Source organism: Undibacterium sp. WLX3042 (assembly GCF_049544825.1).
Classification (GTDB): domain Bacteria; phylum Pseudomonadota; class Gammaproteobacteria; order Burkholderiales; family Burkholderiaceae_D; genus Undibacterium.
Genome location: NZ_CP186698.1, coordinates 2553410 through 2570194, shown reverse-complemented (window position 1 = coordinate 2570194; position 16785 = coordinate 2553410). Strand labels below are relative to the sequence as shown.

Here is a 16785-nt window from a genome sequence, read left to right as displayed (position 1 = left end):
TTTTTCAGACGTAGCTGCAATATCGCTGGAAAGTGAAGCCAGATAATGCTTTGCGGGGATATACAGATTTCTCGGCAGTGGAAAGTTTGCGACACTTTTAAATATACTGATTGCACATACAGTATCTTATGTTAAAGTGCTTTCCATGGACAAACGATGAGTCAGTGATGAATGAAAGCCTCACTGAACGATGCAGTCGATGATGTCCTTCGCGATCTTTTTTGTAACAAGGTAGTTCATTATTTTTTGTAGTAACCGGAAATGCTCTGCGCTTCAAGGGTCAGAAAAAAGTATGAACTGCCTTTATAACCAACCCGGAGATTCATTTATGGCATACCTCGATCAGTCTTTTGATACGCGTTTCAGTCTGCAATTGTCGCCAACTTCTTTTTTACTGCGCTTAGGCCGTCGTGAGATATTCGTCTGCCGCGATTACAGACAGCGTGCTTATTACGTCAATCCCGTATTGGATTGCTCCACAGGTGTACAGCCAGGACATCTGGAAATTTTGTTCTGCAAGAAATGGCTGATTATTTTGTCCAAGGCAAACTGGTAAGCGCTGAGGATTCGCGCCTTATGCTTCGCAATATGTACGCCTGATTTTGCTATTTTTGTTATTGCTTGCGCATACTTTAGGGCAGCAGTATCAGCAAGCGCAACAGCCTGAGCAGTAGCCTTGCAGGTAAGGCTGGGGAAATGATCAGGGGCGCAATATCAGCGTGCCGATATAGCCAACAGGCAATGCCAGCGCATAGATTTGAGCATCTTTTAAAACCGATGCCATCTGTTGCTGAACGTGGTCGTCGTACTCTGTTATGGCAATGCCAGCACATTTAAAACGCGCTTCCATCATTGTCCAGTAATGCGCAAACAGCGTTGCGCGTTCACCATCTTGCACCTGTTGTAGTGCTGCGATTTGCTGAGGACTGAAATAGATACCGGCAATATCCTGCCAGTCATCCATAGCCTTTACTGCCATCAGATCGATACCCGGCTGCTGTTTCTGACTGATCGCGGCCAACGATAAGCCAGGTTCATGGCTGACGGAAATAAAAACTTCTTGTGTAGCGATGAAGCATTGCAGTTTGCTACCTGCGACACGTATCAGCCGTATCTCTTCCGCTGCGCTGGAAAATGCCTGCATCAGTAATTCGGTGATGGCGAGATGCAATTGTTGCCTGGCGGTTTCGCGCTGAAGATTTGGTGGGAAAGACAGTCCGATCACCACATTGGACTGTTGCCTGAAATAATCGAGAGCAGACCAGCGCTGTGTTTCCCAGTTAAACACAGCAAAAGCTGGCAGACGTATACCTTGCATGTCTGCTAGCTTTTGCATTTATTTACCTGTCATCGCGGCCGGGCAACCGCGCCAATGCGAATTCGCAGGAATAAACTCCCCTTTCATCACCAGCGTCAGTGCCCCCAGGCTTGCATCATTACCGACAACCGCGCTATACAACACGGCACTGCGCGGCCCCATGTAAACACGTTCACCGATGCTGACATGATCAATTTTCATGACGCGATCTTCAAACAAATGGGTTTGCGGGCAGGCGAGAGCATTGATTTCGCTGTGGTCGCCAATGCTGACGCAATCAAACTCGGTAATATCGGTTGTGTCCATATACACACCGCGACCAATTTTGCAGCCAAGCAGATTGAATGCTAGCGGTAACCAAGGCGTACCACGCAGATAGCGCATGAAATTCGGTACAGCAATCCCTTCGTATAAATTCGTAATACCTTCCGATAACCAGACAAATGGTGTCCACATGGGGACGCTGGCTTTCTTGTAGCGGAAAATCAGCAGCCATTTCAACACCAGTACAAAGACAAAACTGCCGACTCCATACAGCAAGCCTGAGGCTACCAGGTAATACAGCACTTCTGCCCAACGGTCTTCCCCCGCGAGCGGCATCAGGTCAAGAACGACGGTGTAACCAACGGCAATCACCATCGCGTGTGGTGCAATAATCCGGAAAGTTTCAACCAGCGTGCGTCCTATGCGTCGCATCACTGAAGGCTTGAACGTTAAACTTTCAGGAAAACCTTTGACCTCTTCGCGTGCCGGCAAATTGATCGGCGGCGATCCCAGCCAGGTATCGCCATTTGTCATTTGCGCATTGTCTGGTGCGCAGGTATGCACGCCGATCAGCACATTCTCGGGCAGTACTGTTCCATCCGGGATGTAGGCACCGTTGCCGACAAAACTACGGCGCGAAACGACCGTTGGATGCATGGTCATCCAGCCACGATCTATCTGCTCATCACCAAGTAACACAGCGTCGGCGATAAAGGTTTCATCGCCCAGTGTCAGCATGTCCGGCACCACGCCCAAGGCTGTCGAAATTTCAGCGCCTTTGCCGACTTTGGCACCCAGCATCCGGTACCAGAACGGTGCATATACCGTTGCATACACGCCATGCAGCACATTCAGACTCGATTCCTGAATCTGATTAACCAGCCATTTTCCGCAATAGATGTTGCCATGTACCGCGTAACTACCCGGTTTCAGTTTGGGCAGAATGCTCCAGCGTATACCAGCAGAAAGCAGGGCGGTGCAAACGATCAGAACAGCTGTCGCCGGAAACGCGAGTAAGAAATATTTCGCCAGTTGCAAAGGAACCGAATTGGTTTGCAACCAAGGGAAATTATCCGCATTATCAAACCAGTCTATCGTGACAAAACTGGGGAAGACCGGCATAAAAAACAGCGCGCTGATAAACAGCGAGCCCAGGATGAAAAAGGTGTTTTCTCCGATCGCGCGCAGCTTACTGTAAGCCGGTCTTGCGGGATAAGCATTGGCATCAAATGCGCCAACATCTTTTGCCGGGGATCCTTTCCAGATACGATCGCGTGGAATAATCTGACCTTCCGCCAATGCGGATTGCCCTTCCAGATGCGCGCCTTCTTCCAGCGTGACATTTCCTTCGAGTACACAATACGAACCGACATAAGCATCTTTGGCGATGTTGATGCTGCCGATCAGAAGTTCACCATGCTGAACCCGCACATTTTCCAGATTCGTTGCATTGCCTATGCTGGCACCATCCCCGATGGACAGCAGATCCGGCGCACGCAAGGTGATCGAACCTATCATCACATCGCGGCCTATCTTCGCGCCGAGTGCACGTAGCCACCACGAATACAATGCAGAACCACTCAGCATATAGACTGGCGCGGCATCAACCAGCCGATCTGCCAGCCACCAGCGGAAATACGTCACGCCCCACAACGGATAACGACCGGGTTTCAATCGTCCGGCAATCAGCCATTTGCCGATAATCGCAATCGCGAATTCTGCAACCGTCAATAATAAAAACACGCCAACCGACAACAACACTGCGCGCGTAATCGAGTCACCGGGGTCACCAGTAAAGAAATGGTAAGCAAAAAACGGCGTCAGCCATTGCACCATACGCATGGCCACCAGCCACGGCACCGTAGCAGCCTGCGCCGCGCCACAGATCCAGCGTTTCCAGACTGGTGCCGGGTTCCAGGTTTCCTGAGCATCTGCGAGGGCCGCATCCTGCAGCAAACCGGCGGCCTCCAATACCTCAGAAATACCTTGCACACTGCGACGCTGATAGATGTCGGCAATCTTGAAATACGCAAAACGGGGATGTTTTCGTAATACAGACACCAGTTTTGCCGCCATCAGCGAATGGCCGCCAAGATCATTGAAAAAATCGGCGTCGCGCCGTATTGTCTGTCCGGGGAATAAGCTTGCCAGCGCGCTGAACAACACTTCCTCAGTTGCGGACTCCGCAACGTCCGATTCGCCGGATGCGGCTACGGCTTGTAAGACACATCGTTTTAACTCGTTGCGATCGATTTTTCCTGAGGTCAGGCGCGGAACTTCCGTCATGAATTCGAAGCGCGACGGCACCATATATGGTGGCAGAAGCGCGCTAAGTACGCCCCGCAAGCCTGCGCCGAATTCAGCGTCGGATTGCGTCGCCATCGATGCAACCGTATTTTCTGCATGAATGTCTTCGCGGACGATGAACGCAACGATCTGGTCTATACCCTGATCCTGACGCAAGACCACGGCGACAGTACCAACACCGGTTTGCTGTGCGAGGACAGTTTCAATTTCCCCTAACTCAACCCGGAAACCGCGAATTTTCACCTGATCATCGGCACGCCCAAGACAAACAACGCTGCCATCCGGCTGTATGCAGGCAAGATCACCGGTTCTGTATAAACGTGCTTCGTTTGCTTGTGTTGCCCACGGATTCGGCAGAATTTTTTCTGCTGTTAAATCGGGGCGTCCCAGATAACCGGTTGCGACGCCAGGGCCGGAAATGCAAAGTTCCCCCGTCTCTCCCCACGGCAACAAGCGCAGACCATGTTCAATATCGGTTGCAATCACCATCAGCGAATAATTTGGCAGAGGCTTGCCTATCGTCACCGCTTGCTGAGGCTGCAACGATGCAAGACTGGCCGATACCGTTGCCTCCGTCGGGCCATAGGTATTGAACATCTGCCGTCCCGGTTTGCTCCAGCGATTAACCAGCGCTTCCGGACACATTTCGCCGCCAAGATTAATCAGACGCAGGCTGGCAACATCTTGCGAAAATAAAGCGAGCAGGGTAGGGACGGCATGTAAAACGGTAATGTGATTTTCTGCGAGCGCGACAGGCAGCAGATCAGGGTCGGCCGTAATCGCTTTAGGTGCTAGCCATAAGGTTGCCCCCACCAGATAACTGATCCAGATTTCTTCGAATGACATATCGAAGGCCACTGAAAATCCCTGATAGACCCAGTCGGACGGCGCAATCTGCAATACCTGATTTTCACTGCGTAAAAAATGGCAGATACTTGCCTGACTAACAAGTATGCCTTTCGGCTTTCCGGTCGAGCCCGATGTGTAAATAACATAGGCAGGATCTGTGGAGTGACTACCGCGACGTCGCAACAATATTTCAGGCTGATGTGCCGCCGCAATTTCCGCGATCCAGATCGGGAGAGGCAATTGATGCAGCTGACTTTCAAACCCGGCGCAGGACAGGATGCCGGCCGCACTGGCATCTGCCAGGCAAACTGCGATACGCTCGACCGGCGTATCCGCATCGAAAGGAAGCCAAGCTGCTCCGGTTTTCGCAATGCCTGCCTGCATGACCAGCAGATCAATACCACGCGGTAACCATAAGCCGACGATTTGCCCGGGGCCGACCCCGGCTGAAATCAAAAATGATGCGACGCGATCTGCAGCTGCGTTTAACTCACTGTACGTCAGTGCGCGTTTTTCAAAAATCAGCGCCGTTTTATCCGGGTAACGGGAGGCTGTCGCTTCCAGCAGGTCTGCAAGGATTTCTTCGCGAATCAGATCGGGCCGAGACTGACCATACAAAATTCCGTTATCCGGTGTGTTGACAAAGGTGCTGCTTGACGAGGGCATAAGTATTCAGAATTGGTGACAACGATTGTTTGATTGTTTTATATTTTTTACGATGACAGGCAACGTTGAACGTTGATCTGGATCAGAAGGCGGGAATATGCCGCTATGTCGATAGTCTGGCAGTTTATCATTTCGGGAAATTAAATAATGTCGAAATAGCGCGCTTAATCGCAACTGTTTCTATTTATTGCGCAAGAATTGCGCAAGATAAAAATCCGGACATGATCTGTCCACGCATGGAATACCAAAAAAAGACGATGTCGCCGGAAAACGGTTGACCATACCAAAGTCTGTCAGCTATGGTTTGCATTAGATTAATTGGTATGCAAAATCAATCAAATCTGCGGAGATTTCTCAGTGAACTCAGTTAGTAATCGTGTCTGGAACGACTAACCGTTGTATTTTCCATGTTAAAAAAAGAAAACCTCCACTACGGCTTCCAGTTTATTCCATGGGTCATTCTCATTCTCGGTCTCGCACTGACCTATGCACTTCAGGATACGCCGCGCGAAGCCAATCGCCAGGCACTGCACGATGAGTTCGAGTACAGATCGAACGAGACTTTTGATAATATTATCCGGCGCCTGCAAAGCTATGAACAAGTCCTGGAAGGTGTCGCCGGTCTGTTCACCGTCACCCATAACGTCAGTCAGGATGAATTCAACCGCTATATTGAAACACTGAAATTTGAAGATAAATTTCCGGGGATTCAGGGTGTGGGTTTTGCCCGTTTTATTACATCCAAAGAAAAAAGCGCCTACATCAGCCAAATGCGGGCGAATGGCGCAATTGAATATGATATCCGTCCGGCAGGTGAACGTGAAATCTATGCTCCGATCACCTTTCTGCAGCCACCTAACTGGCGAAACCAGCGTGCGATTGGTTACGATATGTATTCTGAAGCCATTCGCCGCGCAGCACTGAATAAAGCTATTGAAGAAGATAAGACCATCATTTCCGGCAAGGTAAAACTGGTTCAGGAAACCGAGCAGGATGTGCAGGCTGGTTTTCTTATGTATATGCCGATTTACCGTCTGCATAGCCAGCATGACAACATCACTGAGCGACATCAGAATATCGAAGGCTGGGTCTATGCACCATTCCGTATGAATGACCTGATGACAGGAATACTCGGTCATCGTTTCGATGAAAGCAGCGCTCCTTTTCATCTGAGTGTTTATGACGGCCTCTCAACCGAAACGCCCCAGTTGATGTACGACTCAAAAAAAATGACGGAAAACTACGATGCAGTTTTCCGTACCGTCAAACCACTGGCTTTATTCGGACACCACTGGAACATCGTCATCACTTCATTGCCGGCATTCGATGCCAGACTGAAAAGTGACCGGGCAAATATTATTGCCGTTACCGGCAGCATCGCCAGCGTGTTGCTCGCGCTGGTGGTCTGGTTGCTGGTCACCGGACGCTCCCGAGCGCTGGCAATCGCAAGAAATATGACCAGCGAATTACGGCAAAGCGAAGCAGAACAAAAGAAACTGAATCGCGCACTCAGGCTCATCAGCGACTGTAATATTGCTCTGTCGCGCAGTGAGAACGAGCATCATCTGCTATCTGAAATTTGCCGTCTGTGCGTCGATAACGGCGGTTATCTGATGGCTTGGGTCGGCTATGCCGAACAGGATGAAGCAAAAACAGTACGCCCGATTGCGCAAGCTGGCTATGAAAGCGGCTATCTTGAAACGATTAATATTTCGTGGGGCAACAATCCGCAAGGGCAGGGCCCGACCGGTACCGCCATCCGGACCGGCACACCGCACATCATTCAGAATATCCTGACCAATGCCAGCATGGCTCCTTGGCGTCAGGCTGCATTAGAGCGGGGCTATCAATCCAGCGTATCATTGCCGCTCATTTGCGACGCAAAAATTCTCGGTGCTTTAAATATCTATGCCTGTGAGGCAGATGCTTTTGATACGGCGGAAGTGCGACTTCTCGAAGAAATGGTGAATGACATTGCTTATTGCATAGTCAGCTTGCGTACGCGTACAGAGAATGCCGAAACCAGGGAAAAACTGGAATTTTTGACGAATTTTGATCCCTTGACTAATCTACCTAACCGCTTGTTACTGCGCGATCGTTTTGATCATGCTGTGATTGTCGCAAAAAATGAAAACATGACGGTCAACATGCTGTACCTTGATCTTGATCACTTTAAGCAGATTAATGACAGTCTCGGTTACGGTATCGGAGATCAGGTTCTGGTTGAAGTCGCCAATCGTTTGCAGCATTGCATACCCGCGACAGCAACGATGAGCCGTTTAAGTGGTGACGAGTTCGTCATTCTGCTCACGGGTAAATATGACGTCCCCGGCATAGCAGAAATTGGCAATACCATACGGGAAGAATTCTCGATACCATTCAGTGTCAATAAAGAGGTTGTGAATCTCTCCTGCTCAATCGGGATCGGACTCTACCCGATTGATGGTGAGGATTTTGATACCTTACTGAAACACTCGCACACAGCATTAAACAGTGCAAAAGAAGCGGGGCGCAATACCTATCGTTTCTTTACGCGGGACATGAATGCCGGCCTGGTCGAGCAGATCCGGTTAACCGGTGGTTTAGCCGGTGCGGTCCGCAATAATGAATTCACACTTCATTATCAGCCTCAGATTGATATCAAAACGGGCAAAATCATCGCCGCAGAAGCGCTGGTGCGCTGGCAACATCCTATCGATGGCCTGATTGCTCCCGGTAAATTTATCGGGTTAGCTGAACGCAGCGGCCATATTATCCAGATCGGCGAATGGGTGATCAACGAAGCCTGCCGCCATGCGCGTATATGGCAGGACAAATATCCTGTGCCACCGGTCGTTGCCGTCAATCTCTCGGCCTTGCAATTCAAACGCGGTGACGTACTCAAGATGGTCAGTAATGCTCTGGCTGTCTCTGGCTTGCGTCCGGAGTTGCTTGAGCTGGAACTGACTGAGTCCATCCTGTTGCAGGACGTTGAAACAACCATCAAATCATTACATGGTCTCAAAGAATTAGGTGTCAAACTGTCGATTGACGATTTTGGCACCGGATATTCAAGCCTCTCTTATCTGAAACGGCTCTCCGTTGATAAACTCAAGATAGATCAGTCATTTGTCCGCGATATGCTGAGTGATCCGGACGGCGCGTCTATCGTCAAAGCCATCATCCAACTAGGCCACAATCTTCAGCTAACGGTGATTGCAGAGGGGGTTGAAACCGCTGCGCAACTGGCCTTTTTGCAAGAATCTGCCTGCGATGAAGCACAAGGGTATTTGTTCAGCCGCCCGGTTCCTGTCGAGCAGTTTGTGCAATTAATAGAGCAGGGTGATAAAAAATAGCAGGCATTCAGGAAATTACTTTCAGCAACTTCAGCATACGTGCGAAGGTTTTACCGTAAGGTGGGCGAAATAAGAAAATACCGTTCAACCTGCTTTGAAAAAAAACCGGTTTTTCTTTACTCAGCGTGCGGAAGCCCCATTCTCCGTGATAGGCGCCCGTGCCACTGGCGCCAACGCCACCAAAAGGCTGTGCTTCCTGCCCGAGATGCCAGAGACAATCGTTGATCGTAACGCCACCCGATATTAAATCGATTGTGGTGTTGCCATTGTTGGCCGTAATCATGATCGTGACATATATCGTTTTTCGTAAGATATTGCCTCGTTACGCAATCGTACTGGTACTGCTCATTGGCGCACTGATTGCGATGCTGACAGGCGTGCTTAATCTGAGCACGGTGGAGTTACATGTCACAACACCGGTTTGGACTGCGCCCGAATGGACCTGGCAATCAACGCTGAGCTTTACGATACCCTTAATCATTGTCAGCCTGACCGGACAGTTTTTACCAGGCATGGCGATTCTGAAATTATCCGGTTATCAGACACCTGCCAAACCCATCCTCGCAGTGACGGGCTTCGCTTCGCTATTAGTTGCATTTTTCGGTGGAATCACGATTGTGATTGCTGCTATTACTGCGGCTTTGTGTATCGGAAAAGATGCGCATGAAGACGCAGATCGTCGCTACATCGCTGGTATTGCTAACGGTGTTTTCTATCTGATCGGCGGATTGATGGCAGGAACAATCGTCGCCCTCTTTACCAGTTTGCCCAAAGAATTTGTTGCTGTGCTGGCAGGTCTTGCTCTGCTGGGCGCAATCACGACCAATGTACTGGCTGTTGTGCAGGAAGAAGAACACAGGGAGGCATCGATGATCACGTTTCTGGCCACGGCTTCTGGTATGACATTTTCTGGTCTTGGGTCAGCTTTCTGGGGCATCGTCATTGGTGGGTTTGCCTATCTGGTTCTGAATCAGCAACGGCAGAAATCCAATATCTGAAACACACGACTCATAATTTTTGTAAAGGTTTAAGCATGATAGATAAGACGTCGACTTCGATGGCAGATGCCATCGCTCAGATCAAGGATGGCGCGACCGTTATGATTGGCGGCTTTGGAACCGCGGGTCAGCCTGCTGAACTGATCGATGCATTGATTGCACATGGTGCGAAAGAACTGACCATCGTGAATAATAATGCCGGCAACGGTGATATCGGTCTGGCTGCTTTGCTGAAGGCTGGGCGTGTCAGAAAAATTATCTGTTCGTTTCCTCGTCAGTCAGACTCTTATGAGTTTGACAAACTCTATCACGCAAAAAAAATTGAGCTTGAACTGGTACCGCAAGGTAATCCGGCTGCCCGCATACAGGCAGCCGGATCCGGTCTGGGAGCGATTTTCACGCCGACAGGTTATGGCACGTTGCTGGCAGAGGGCAAAGAAACCCGTCACATCAACGGCAAAGACTATGTGCTCGAATATCCGATTTTTGCCGATGTCGCCCTGATCAAGGCACACATGGGTGACCGCTGGGGCAATCTGGTATACCGGAAAATCGCGCGCAACTTTGGCCCCATCATGGCAATGGCGGCGACCTGCACGATTGCACAAGTAAGCAAAATCGTCCCGCTGGGGGAGCTGGATCCCGAGAATATTATTACTCCGGGTATTTTTGTCCAGCACGTCGTGACGCAATGAACTCTTTGACCAAGGAATGATTTTATGACTTACCAACGCTTAACCAGAGATCAGATTGCACAACGCGTCGCAAAGGATATCCCAGAAGGTGCTTACGTGAATCTGGGCATTGGCTTACCGACAAAAATCGCTAATTATCTCGAAAAAGATAAAGAAATTTTCCTGCATAGCGAAAACGGCGTACTTGGTATGGGGCCCGCTCCAGCACCGGAACAGCGTGATCCTGAACTGATCAATGCTGGCAAAGAATATATCACCTTACTGACCGGTGGCTGTTTTTTTCATCACGGCGATTCATTCACGATGATGCGCGGCGGACATATAGATATTTGTGTACTCGGCGCATTCCAGGTTGCTGCCAACGGCGATCTGGCAAACTGGCATACTGGTGAGCCCGATGCCATTCCTGCGGTCGGCGGTGCAATGGATCTGGCTATCGGTGCGAAGAAAGTATTTGTGACGATGGACCATCTGACCAAATCAGGTGAATCCAAAATTGTAGAACGCTGCAGCTATCCTTTGACGGGAATCGGCTGTGTTGACCGGATTTATACTGACCTTGCGGTTATTGATGTGACGGAAGATGGTCTGGTCGTGCGTGAAGTGGTTCCGGGTTTGTTATTTGAAGAGTTGCAGAAACTGACATCAGCAGTGCTGATTAACGGGATCTACGCTTAATACTTATTACCGGTAAATAATATAAATAAAATGACCTGGTTGGTTTCCGGGATGATGGAGAGATGATGAAAAACGCGTTTATTTGCGATGCAGTACGTACCCCGTTTGGCCGCTATGGTGGTGCTTTGTCAGGTGTCAGAACAGATGATCTGGCAGCGCTGCCGATTAAGGCGCTGATCAATCGCCACCCGTCTCTGGACTGGGGCAGGGTGGATGATGTGATCTACGGCTGCGCTAATCAGGCCGGCGAAGACAACCGCAATGTCGCACGTATGGCGAGCTTGTTAGCGGGCTTACCGGTGGAAGTGCCAGGCAGCACGATCAACCGTTTATGCGGTTCCAGTCTGGATGCGCTGGGTGTGGCAGCGAATGCATTAAAGAGCGATAGTTGTGACCTGATGATCGCCGGCGGCGTCGAAAGTATGTCGCGCGCGCCTTTCGTGATGGGTAAGGCCGACAGTGCCTTTTCGCGTGCAGCGAAAATAGAAGATACCACCATAGGCTGGCGTTTCATCAATCCCTTGATGAAGTCCCTGTATGGTGTTGATTCCATGCCGGAAACCGCAGAAAACGTCGCGGAAGAATTCGGCATTTCACGTAACGATCAGGATATGTTTGCGCTGTCGAGCCAGCTGCGCACAGCACAGGCACAGAAAAATGGCATATTTGAAGAAGAAATTATTCCGGTCACCTTGCAACAACGTAAAGGCGATCCCCTTATTTTCAGTCAGGATGAACATCCGCGTGTGACCAGCCTGGAGGCATTGGCAAAACTGAAAGGTGTGGTGCGTATAGATGGCTCTGTCACCGCGGGAAATGCTTCCGGTGTGAACGATGGCGCTTGTGCATTGTTACTGGCTTCGGATACAGGAATTACGCAATTCGGCCTGACACCTAAAGCGCGCATCATTGCAGTAGCGTCTGCCGGGGTAGCACCGCGCATCATGGGGTTTGGCCCGGCGCCGGCAATCCGGAAAGTGCTGGCAAAAGCAAATCTCTCATTGGACCAGATGGATGTGATTGAACTGAATGAAGCATTTGCAGCACAGGCGCTGGCAGTCACACGTGATCTGGGTTTGCCGGATAACGCGGCGCACGTCAATCCTAATGGCGGCGCAATTGCATTAGGTCATCCATTAGGTGCATCTGGTGCACGTCTGGTAACGACCGCAATGTATCAGCTACACCGTACTAAGGGACGCTACGCTTTATGCAGTATGTGCATCGGCGTCGGACAAGGCATCGCCATGATCATAGAACGCGTCTAAGACTCAAGATCACTTCGACATTCAAAGGTAATGTATGCCCATCGCCCACGTCAACGGCACTGACATTTTTTATGTCACCCAAGGTAATCCATCTCATCCAGCCATTGTGTTTTCCAACTCGCTGGGTAGCGATCACAGCATGTGGCAGGCGCAGGCTGATGCGTTGAGTAAAGCGTTTCATGTTATTCGTTATGACACACGCGGTCACGGAAAATCCGCCAGCCCGGCCGGCCCGTATCAGTTGGAGCAACTGGGACGAGATGTCATCGCTCTGCTTGATTTTTTACACATCGATCAAGCTCATTTCTGCGGTTTGTCTATGGGTGGCGTCACTGGTCAATGGCTGGGGATCAACGCTGGCAACCGCATCAACAGTCTGGTGCTGGCAAACACAGCAGCCAAAGTCGGTAACAGTGAAGCCTGGCTCAGTCGCGCCGCAGCGGTGCGTGCGAATGGTCTGCAAAGTCTTGCCGATACAGCCGCCTCACGCTGGTTCAGCCCTGCATTCATAGAACAACAATCGGCTGCCGTGACAGCGCTGTCAGATCATCTGGCAGGGGAGAGCGCAGAAGGCTATGCGAGCTGTTGTGAAGCGCTGGCTGATGCCGATTTACGCGACCAGATCAGCGCGATCGCCAATACTACTATGATCGTCGCTGGTGAATATGACCCTGTAACGACAGTAGCTGATGCTACTTTTATGCAGCAAAAAATCCCTCACTCACATACCGTGGTGCTAGCCGCATCACACATCTCGAACATCGAAGCCGAACAAGCCTTTACCAAGGCGCTGCTTAGCTTTCTTCGCATTTCTTAAAGGTCAGAGTATCCCTCTGGTTATCTAAAGAAAACCAACTGATCTGAACCGCTATTACCCATAGCGGGAGGTCTGTTACACCCAAAATTTAAAAATAATGAATAAATAAATCTGGAGACTTGAATCATGAAACAAACAGATGTTCATAAAATCATCGATGAGGCGAAATTTAATCGCTTTCACTGGGTATTGTTATTCTGGTGTGCCCTGGTCATCATTTTTGACGGTTACGACCTGGTCATTTACGGCGTAGTCTTACCCAAGCTGATTGCGGACTGGAACCTGACGCCGATGCAGGCTGGGACGATGGGCAGCTATGCATTGTTCGGTATGATGTTCGGTGCCATGTTCTTTGGCCCGTTATCAGACAAAATAGGACGAAAAAAAGTCATCGCCATTTGCGTCGTGCTGTTCAGTCTGTTCACCTTCATTAATGGCTTTGCCAGCAATGTCAGTGAATTCGCCATTTGCCGTTTTATCGCCGGCCTGGGGATTGGCGGCGTGATGCCGAATGTCGTCGCACTGATGACAGAATACTCACCTAAAAAAATCCGCAGTTTGCTGGTCACGATCATGTTCAGCGGCTATTCCGTGGGCGGTATGTTGTCAGCAGGTCTTGGTATCTGGCTCATTCCTGCCTATGGCTGGTCCGCAGTGTTCTTTGTGGCGATTATTCCTTTAATTTTGTTGCCGCTGATCTTGTATTTTCTGCCGGACTCGCCCGCATTTTTACTGCGTTCCGGGGACAACAAAAAAATGAGCAAAGTCTTGTCTCGTATCGATCCTGACTACACACCGGAAAACAATACGCAATATCAGTATGCAACTGGAAACAACTCAGCTCAGGGGCCTTTACTCGCTTTATTTAAAGATGGCCGCATGCTGACGACATTCATGTTCTGGATCTCATTTTTCATGTGTCTGCTGATGGTGTATGCGCTTGGTTCATGGCTTCCCAAACTGATGAATAAAGCTGGTTACCCGATAGGATCAAGTCTGATGTTCCTGATGGTTTTGAACATAGGTGCGATTGTTGGTGCAGTCGGCGGAGGCTGGCTGGCAGATAAATTTCCTCCGCGTCGCGTACTGTCACTGTTCTTCATCATCGCAGCATGCTCGATCAGTCTGCTGGGAATAAAAAGTAATACGCTGATACTGAATCTGCTGGTTGCAATCGCAGGAGCGACGACGATAGGATCACAAATTTTGCTGTACGCCTTCGTCGCCCAATACTATCCCTTGCGTATCCGTTCCACTGGCATCGGCTGGGCATCCGGCGTGGGCAGAAGCGGGGCGATTTTAGGGCCGATTCTGGGTGGTATCTTACTAAGTATGAACTTACCGCTGGAATTTAACTTCTACATGTTTGCGATACCAGGTGCAATCGCCTGCATCGCCATATCGATGGCCGGTAAAAATAATTCCAGCCATGTTGTAGAACAAGTGCTGAACTCTGCCTCCAATCCCAAAGTCATTCCTGAAAAATCGGTCTGACGGATCAGATAAAAATTATCTGCGAAACACTGTATCCCGTACACAAATAATAAGGGATGCAGTGTTTTCAACATCAATAGCTAATAACTATGATAACAATAATTTCATCGCTGAGAGAGAACGGGATTTCGAAGCACTTATTTTGAATGGTTTTATTTTACATAATATAAATTATGCGAAATAAAAAGTTACCTTAAATTTCTGGCGAAAGCATCAAGTTATTAACCCAATGAATAATCGATATCTGAAAATGTGATTGTTCATATTTGCTGCGATGCAGTAAAGTTACTCCTGTCTCCTCCAATACCACCAAGGTTTGGATTTAAGCCCGCCTTATGCGGGCTATTTTTTTGCCTGCGATCTTTATTCAGAGAAATGGCAAAAACCAAAGCTTCACCACCGATAGAGATGAAAATCTCACATAGCTAGTGTTGTTTTTGTTTTGTCAGCGCAGTTTCTATCAGATCAATTTCATGTACCAACTGGCGATGCAATACGTCATCCAGTTGCCGGTTTAAACGTAATTGATAAAGTTGATCACGCTCTGCGCGTAATGCTTCAATTCGCATTTGTCGCTCTATATCTAACTCACGAATATGATGCGATGTTCCGCTCCGTCTTAATCCATGCGCTAAACGGCGTCGGTATAATTCAATGACGTGCATTGCGGCCTCCATCTGCACCAGACTTTCCGGCTGATCATCGGGAATCCGCCGATACAAATCTTCAACACGCCTGATTGCGGCCGACGCGGCAGCATTACGAGCAATCGTTTCCTTATTAATCTGAACCGCAGGTTCAGAAAATTCAAAGCCGGCAGCGAGAACCGGCAATGCCATACTGGCAACTATCAACGAAAGCAAAATAACGCCCATTGCCAGGAAAATCACCAGGTCGCGGGCGGGAAACTCCTTTCCGTCCAACATGGTCAGCGGCAATGTCAGGATACCCGCCAGCGTAATTGCACCGCGCACTCCGGCAAATGCAGTGACCAGTAATAATCTAGGAAACGACTTTTTATCTACGACATTACCTTTTCTGCCAAATAATGTCAGCTTCAAAGAAGCCCAAACCCATAGTAACCGCAAGGCAGTCAGCGCAAAAGTGATACAAACGATATAGGCGGTTAAATGTGCAAGGCTCGCTATTCCTGTATCGATCGCAATCTCTTCTATGCTTTCGAGTATTCGGGGTAATTGCAGGCCCAACAGCATAAACATGATGCCATTTAAAATCATCTGTACGGTATCCCACACCGTACGTCTTTGCATTCGTGTTGCCGCCAGCGTATGTCCTGTCAGATCGGAGTAATGCATCGTGACTCCTGCTGTCACTGCAGCAAGAATTCCTGAGACATTGAGATGCTCAGCAGCCAGATAGGCAGCAAACGGGATCAGCAAACTGATCATAATCTGGACACCGGGTTCTTCACCAGTTTGTCGTATCAGCCAGCGATTTGCCAGATTGATCACATAGGTGAGAACAACCCCTATCAAAGCACCGCCACCGGCAACCAATACAAAAGTCCAGGATGCTTTTACCAGAGAAAAACTGCCGGTCAGCGCTGCTAAAACGGCAAAACGGAAGCAAACAAGTCCAGAAGCATCATTTAACAATGATTCTCCCTCAAGAATGTGCATCAGTCTTGGTGGTATAGGCGTTTTCGACGCAATCGCGGAAACAGCGACAGGATCTGTCGGGGATAAGATTGCTGCAAGCGCAAACGCAACAGGTAGAGGAATTGCCGGAATCAGCCAGTCGATCAGAAACCCTACACCGACCACCGTCACAATAACCAGTCCGATAGCCAGCATCAGTATCGGTTTCATATCCAGAAAAAATGCCTCTTTGGGAATACGCCAGCCATCCAGAAATAATAGGGGTGGGATGAACAAAAGAAAGAAGATAGATGGATCCAGAGAAACATCAAACGGGGAAAATGAGGCTATGATGGCGCCAGTGGCAATCTGGATCAGCGGTAACGGCAATGCTACGGGAGACAATCTGACAATAAAGCCGCTTACAGTAACAGCAAGCAGCAAAATCAAAACCATTGTAATTATTTGCATCGTTCAACCGGAAAAATTGCCTCCCAG

Annotated in this window: 10 protein-coding genes and 2 pseudogenes; 8 read left to right on the top strand and 4 right to left on the bottom strand. The window is 49.3% G+C overall.

Annotation, left to right across the window (positions count from 1 at the left end; all coding sequences use genetic code 11):
- Positions 1 to 328 precede the first annotated feature (328 nt).
- The gene (locus ACPAOP_RS11620) at positions 329 to 556 is read left to right on the top strand and encodes a hypothetical protein (RefSeq protein ID WP_423708122.1); all 228 of its coding nucleotides are present in this window, start codon (positions 329 to 331) and stop codon (positions 554 to 556) included.
- 144 nt (positions 557 to 700) lie between these two features.
- Here ACPAOP_RS11620 and ACPAOP_RS11615 read toward each other — a convergent pair whose 3' ends face one another.
- Both ACPAOP_RS11615 and ACPAOP_RS11610 read right to left on the bottom strand, forming a co-directional pair.
- Positions 701 to 1336 (bottom strand): 4'-phosphopantetheinyl transferase family protein, encoded by a 636-nt coding sequence (locus ACPAOP_RS11615; RefSeq protein WP_423708121.1) that lies wholly within the window; start codon positions 1334 to 1336, stop codon positions 701 to 703.
- Entirely contained in the window at positions 1337 to 5404 is a 4068-nt protein-coding gene (locus ACPAOP_RS11610) for a Pls/PosA family non-ribosomal peptide synthetase (RefSeq protein WP_423708120.1), read from the bottom strand.
- 407 nt (positions 5405 to 5811) lie between these two features.
- Between ACPAOP_RS11610 and ACPAOP_RS11605 the strand changes: the two genes are divergently transcribed.
- Entirely contained in the window at positions 5812 to 8739 is a 2928-nt protein-coding gene (locus ACPAOP_RS11605; protein ID WP_423708118.1) for an EAL domain-containing protein, read from the top strand.
- A gap of 7 nt (positions 8740 to 8746) precedes the next feature.
- Here the strand turns inward: ACPAOP_RS11605 and ACPAOP_RS11600 are convergent.
- Positions 8747 to 8986: pseudogene (locus ACPAOP_RS11600) on the bottom strand (coniferyl aldehyde dehydrogenase); the annotation flags it as partial.
- Between ACPAOP_RS11600 and ACPAOP_RS11595 the strand changes: the two are divergent.
- The 6 genes and pseudogenes from ACPAOP_RS11595 to ACPAOP_RS11570 all read left to right on the top strand — a co-directional run.
- Positions 8985 to 9737, top strand: a pseudogene (locus ACPAOP_RS11595) (benzoate/H(+) symporter BenE family transporter); the annotation flags it as partial. The pseudogenes ACPAOP_RS11600 and ACPAOP_RS11595 overlap by 2 nt on opposite strands.
- 35 nt (positions 9738 to 9772) lie before the next feature.
- Entirely contained in the window at positions 9773 to 10432 is a 660-nt protein-coding gene (locus tag ACPAOP_RS11590) for a 3-oxoacid CoA-transferase subunit A (RefSeq protein ID WP_423708117.1), read from the top strand.
- Positions 10433 to 10456: 24 nt separating this feature from the next.
- Positions 10457 to 11110: a 3-oxoacid CoA-transferase subunit B gene (locus ACPAOP_RS11585; protein ID WP_423679573.1), complete on the top strand. Its 654-nt coding sequence runs from the start codon at positions 10457 to 10459 to the stop codon at positions 11108 to 11110.
- A 65-nt stretch (positions 11111 to 11175) separates the two neighbouring features.
- On the top strand, positions 11176 to 12378 hold the full coding sequence (pcaF, locus tag ACPAOP_RS11580; RefSeq protein ID WP_423679572.1) for a 3-oxoadipyl-CoA thiolase: 1203 nt from the start codon (positions 11176 to 11178) through the stop codon (positions 12376 to 12378).
- A 34-nt stretch (positions 12379 to 12412) separates the two neighbouring features.
- Positions 12413 to 13195: a 3-oxoadipate enol-lactonase gene (gene pcaD, locus ACPAOP_RS11575; RefSeq protein ID WP_423708115.1), complete on the top strand. Its 783-nt coding sequence runs from the start codon at positions 12413 to 12415 to the stop codon at positions 13193 to 13195.
- 126 nt (positions 13196 to 13321) lie between these two features.
- Positions 13322 to 14689, top strand: coding sequence for an MFS transporter (locus tag ACPAOP_RS11570; RefSeq protein ID WP_423708114.1), 1368 nt, complete (start codon positions 13322 to 13324; stop codon positions 14687 to 14689).
- Between the two features lie 425 nt (positions 14690 to 15114).
- On the opposite strand, the gene ACPAOP_RS11565 is transcribed toward ACPAOP_RS11570, so the two are convergent.
- Entirely contained in the window at positions 15115 to 16758 is a 1644-nt protein-coding gene (locus ACPAOP_RS11565) for a Na+/H+ antiporter (RefSeq protein WP_423679570.1), read from the bottom strand.
- Positions 16759 to 16785: the final 27 nt, after the last annotated feature.

Bases quoted from the DNA above. Each gene is read 5' to 3' on its own strand.
- ACPAOP_RS11620 (WP_423708122.1), top strand. From the start codon at position 329: ATGGCATACCTCGATCAGTCTTTTGATACGCGTTTCAGTCTGCAATTG.
- ACPAOP_RS11615 (WP_423708121.1), bottom strand. From the start codon at position 1,336: ATGCAAAAGCTAGCAGACATGCAAGGTATACGTCTGCCAGCTTTTGCT.
- ACPAOP_RS11610 (WP_423708120.1), bottom strand. From the start codon at position 5,404: ATGCCCTCGTCAAGCAGCACCTTTGTCAACACACCGGATAACGGAATT.
- ACPAOP_RS11605 (WP_423708118.1), top strand. From the start codon at position 5,812: ATGTTAAAAAAAGAAAACCTCCACTACGGCTTCCAGTTTATTCCATGG.
- ACPAOP_RS11590 (WP_423708117.1), top strand. From the start codon at position 9,773: ATGATAGATAAGACGTCGACTTCGATGGCAGATGCCATCGCTCAGATC.
- ACPAOP_RS11585 (WP_423679573.1), top strand. From the start codon at position 10,457: ATGACTTACCAACGCTTAACCAGAGATCAGATTGCACAACGCGTCGCA.
- pcaF (WP_423679572.1), top strand. From the start codon at position 11,176: ATGAAAAACGCGTTTATTTGCGATGCAGTACGTACCCCGTTTGGCCGC.
- pcaD (WP_423708115.1), top strand. From the start codon at position 12,413: ATGCCCATCGCCCACGTCAACGGCACTGACATTTTTTATGTCACCCAA.
- ACPAOP_RS11570 (WP_423708114.1), top strand. From the start codon at position 13,322: ATGAAACAAACAGATGTTCATAAAATCATCGATGAGGCGAAATTTAAT.
- ACPAOP_RS11565 (WP_423679570.1), bottom strand. From the start codon at position 16,758: ATGCAAATAATTACAATGGTTTTGATTTTGCTGCTTGCTGTTACTGTA.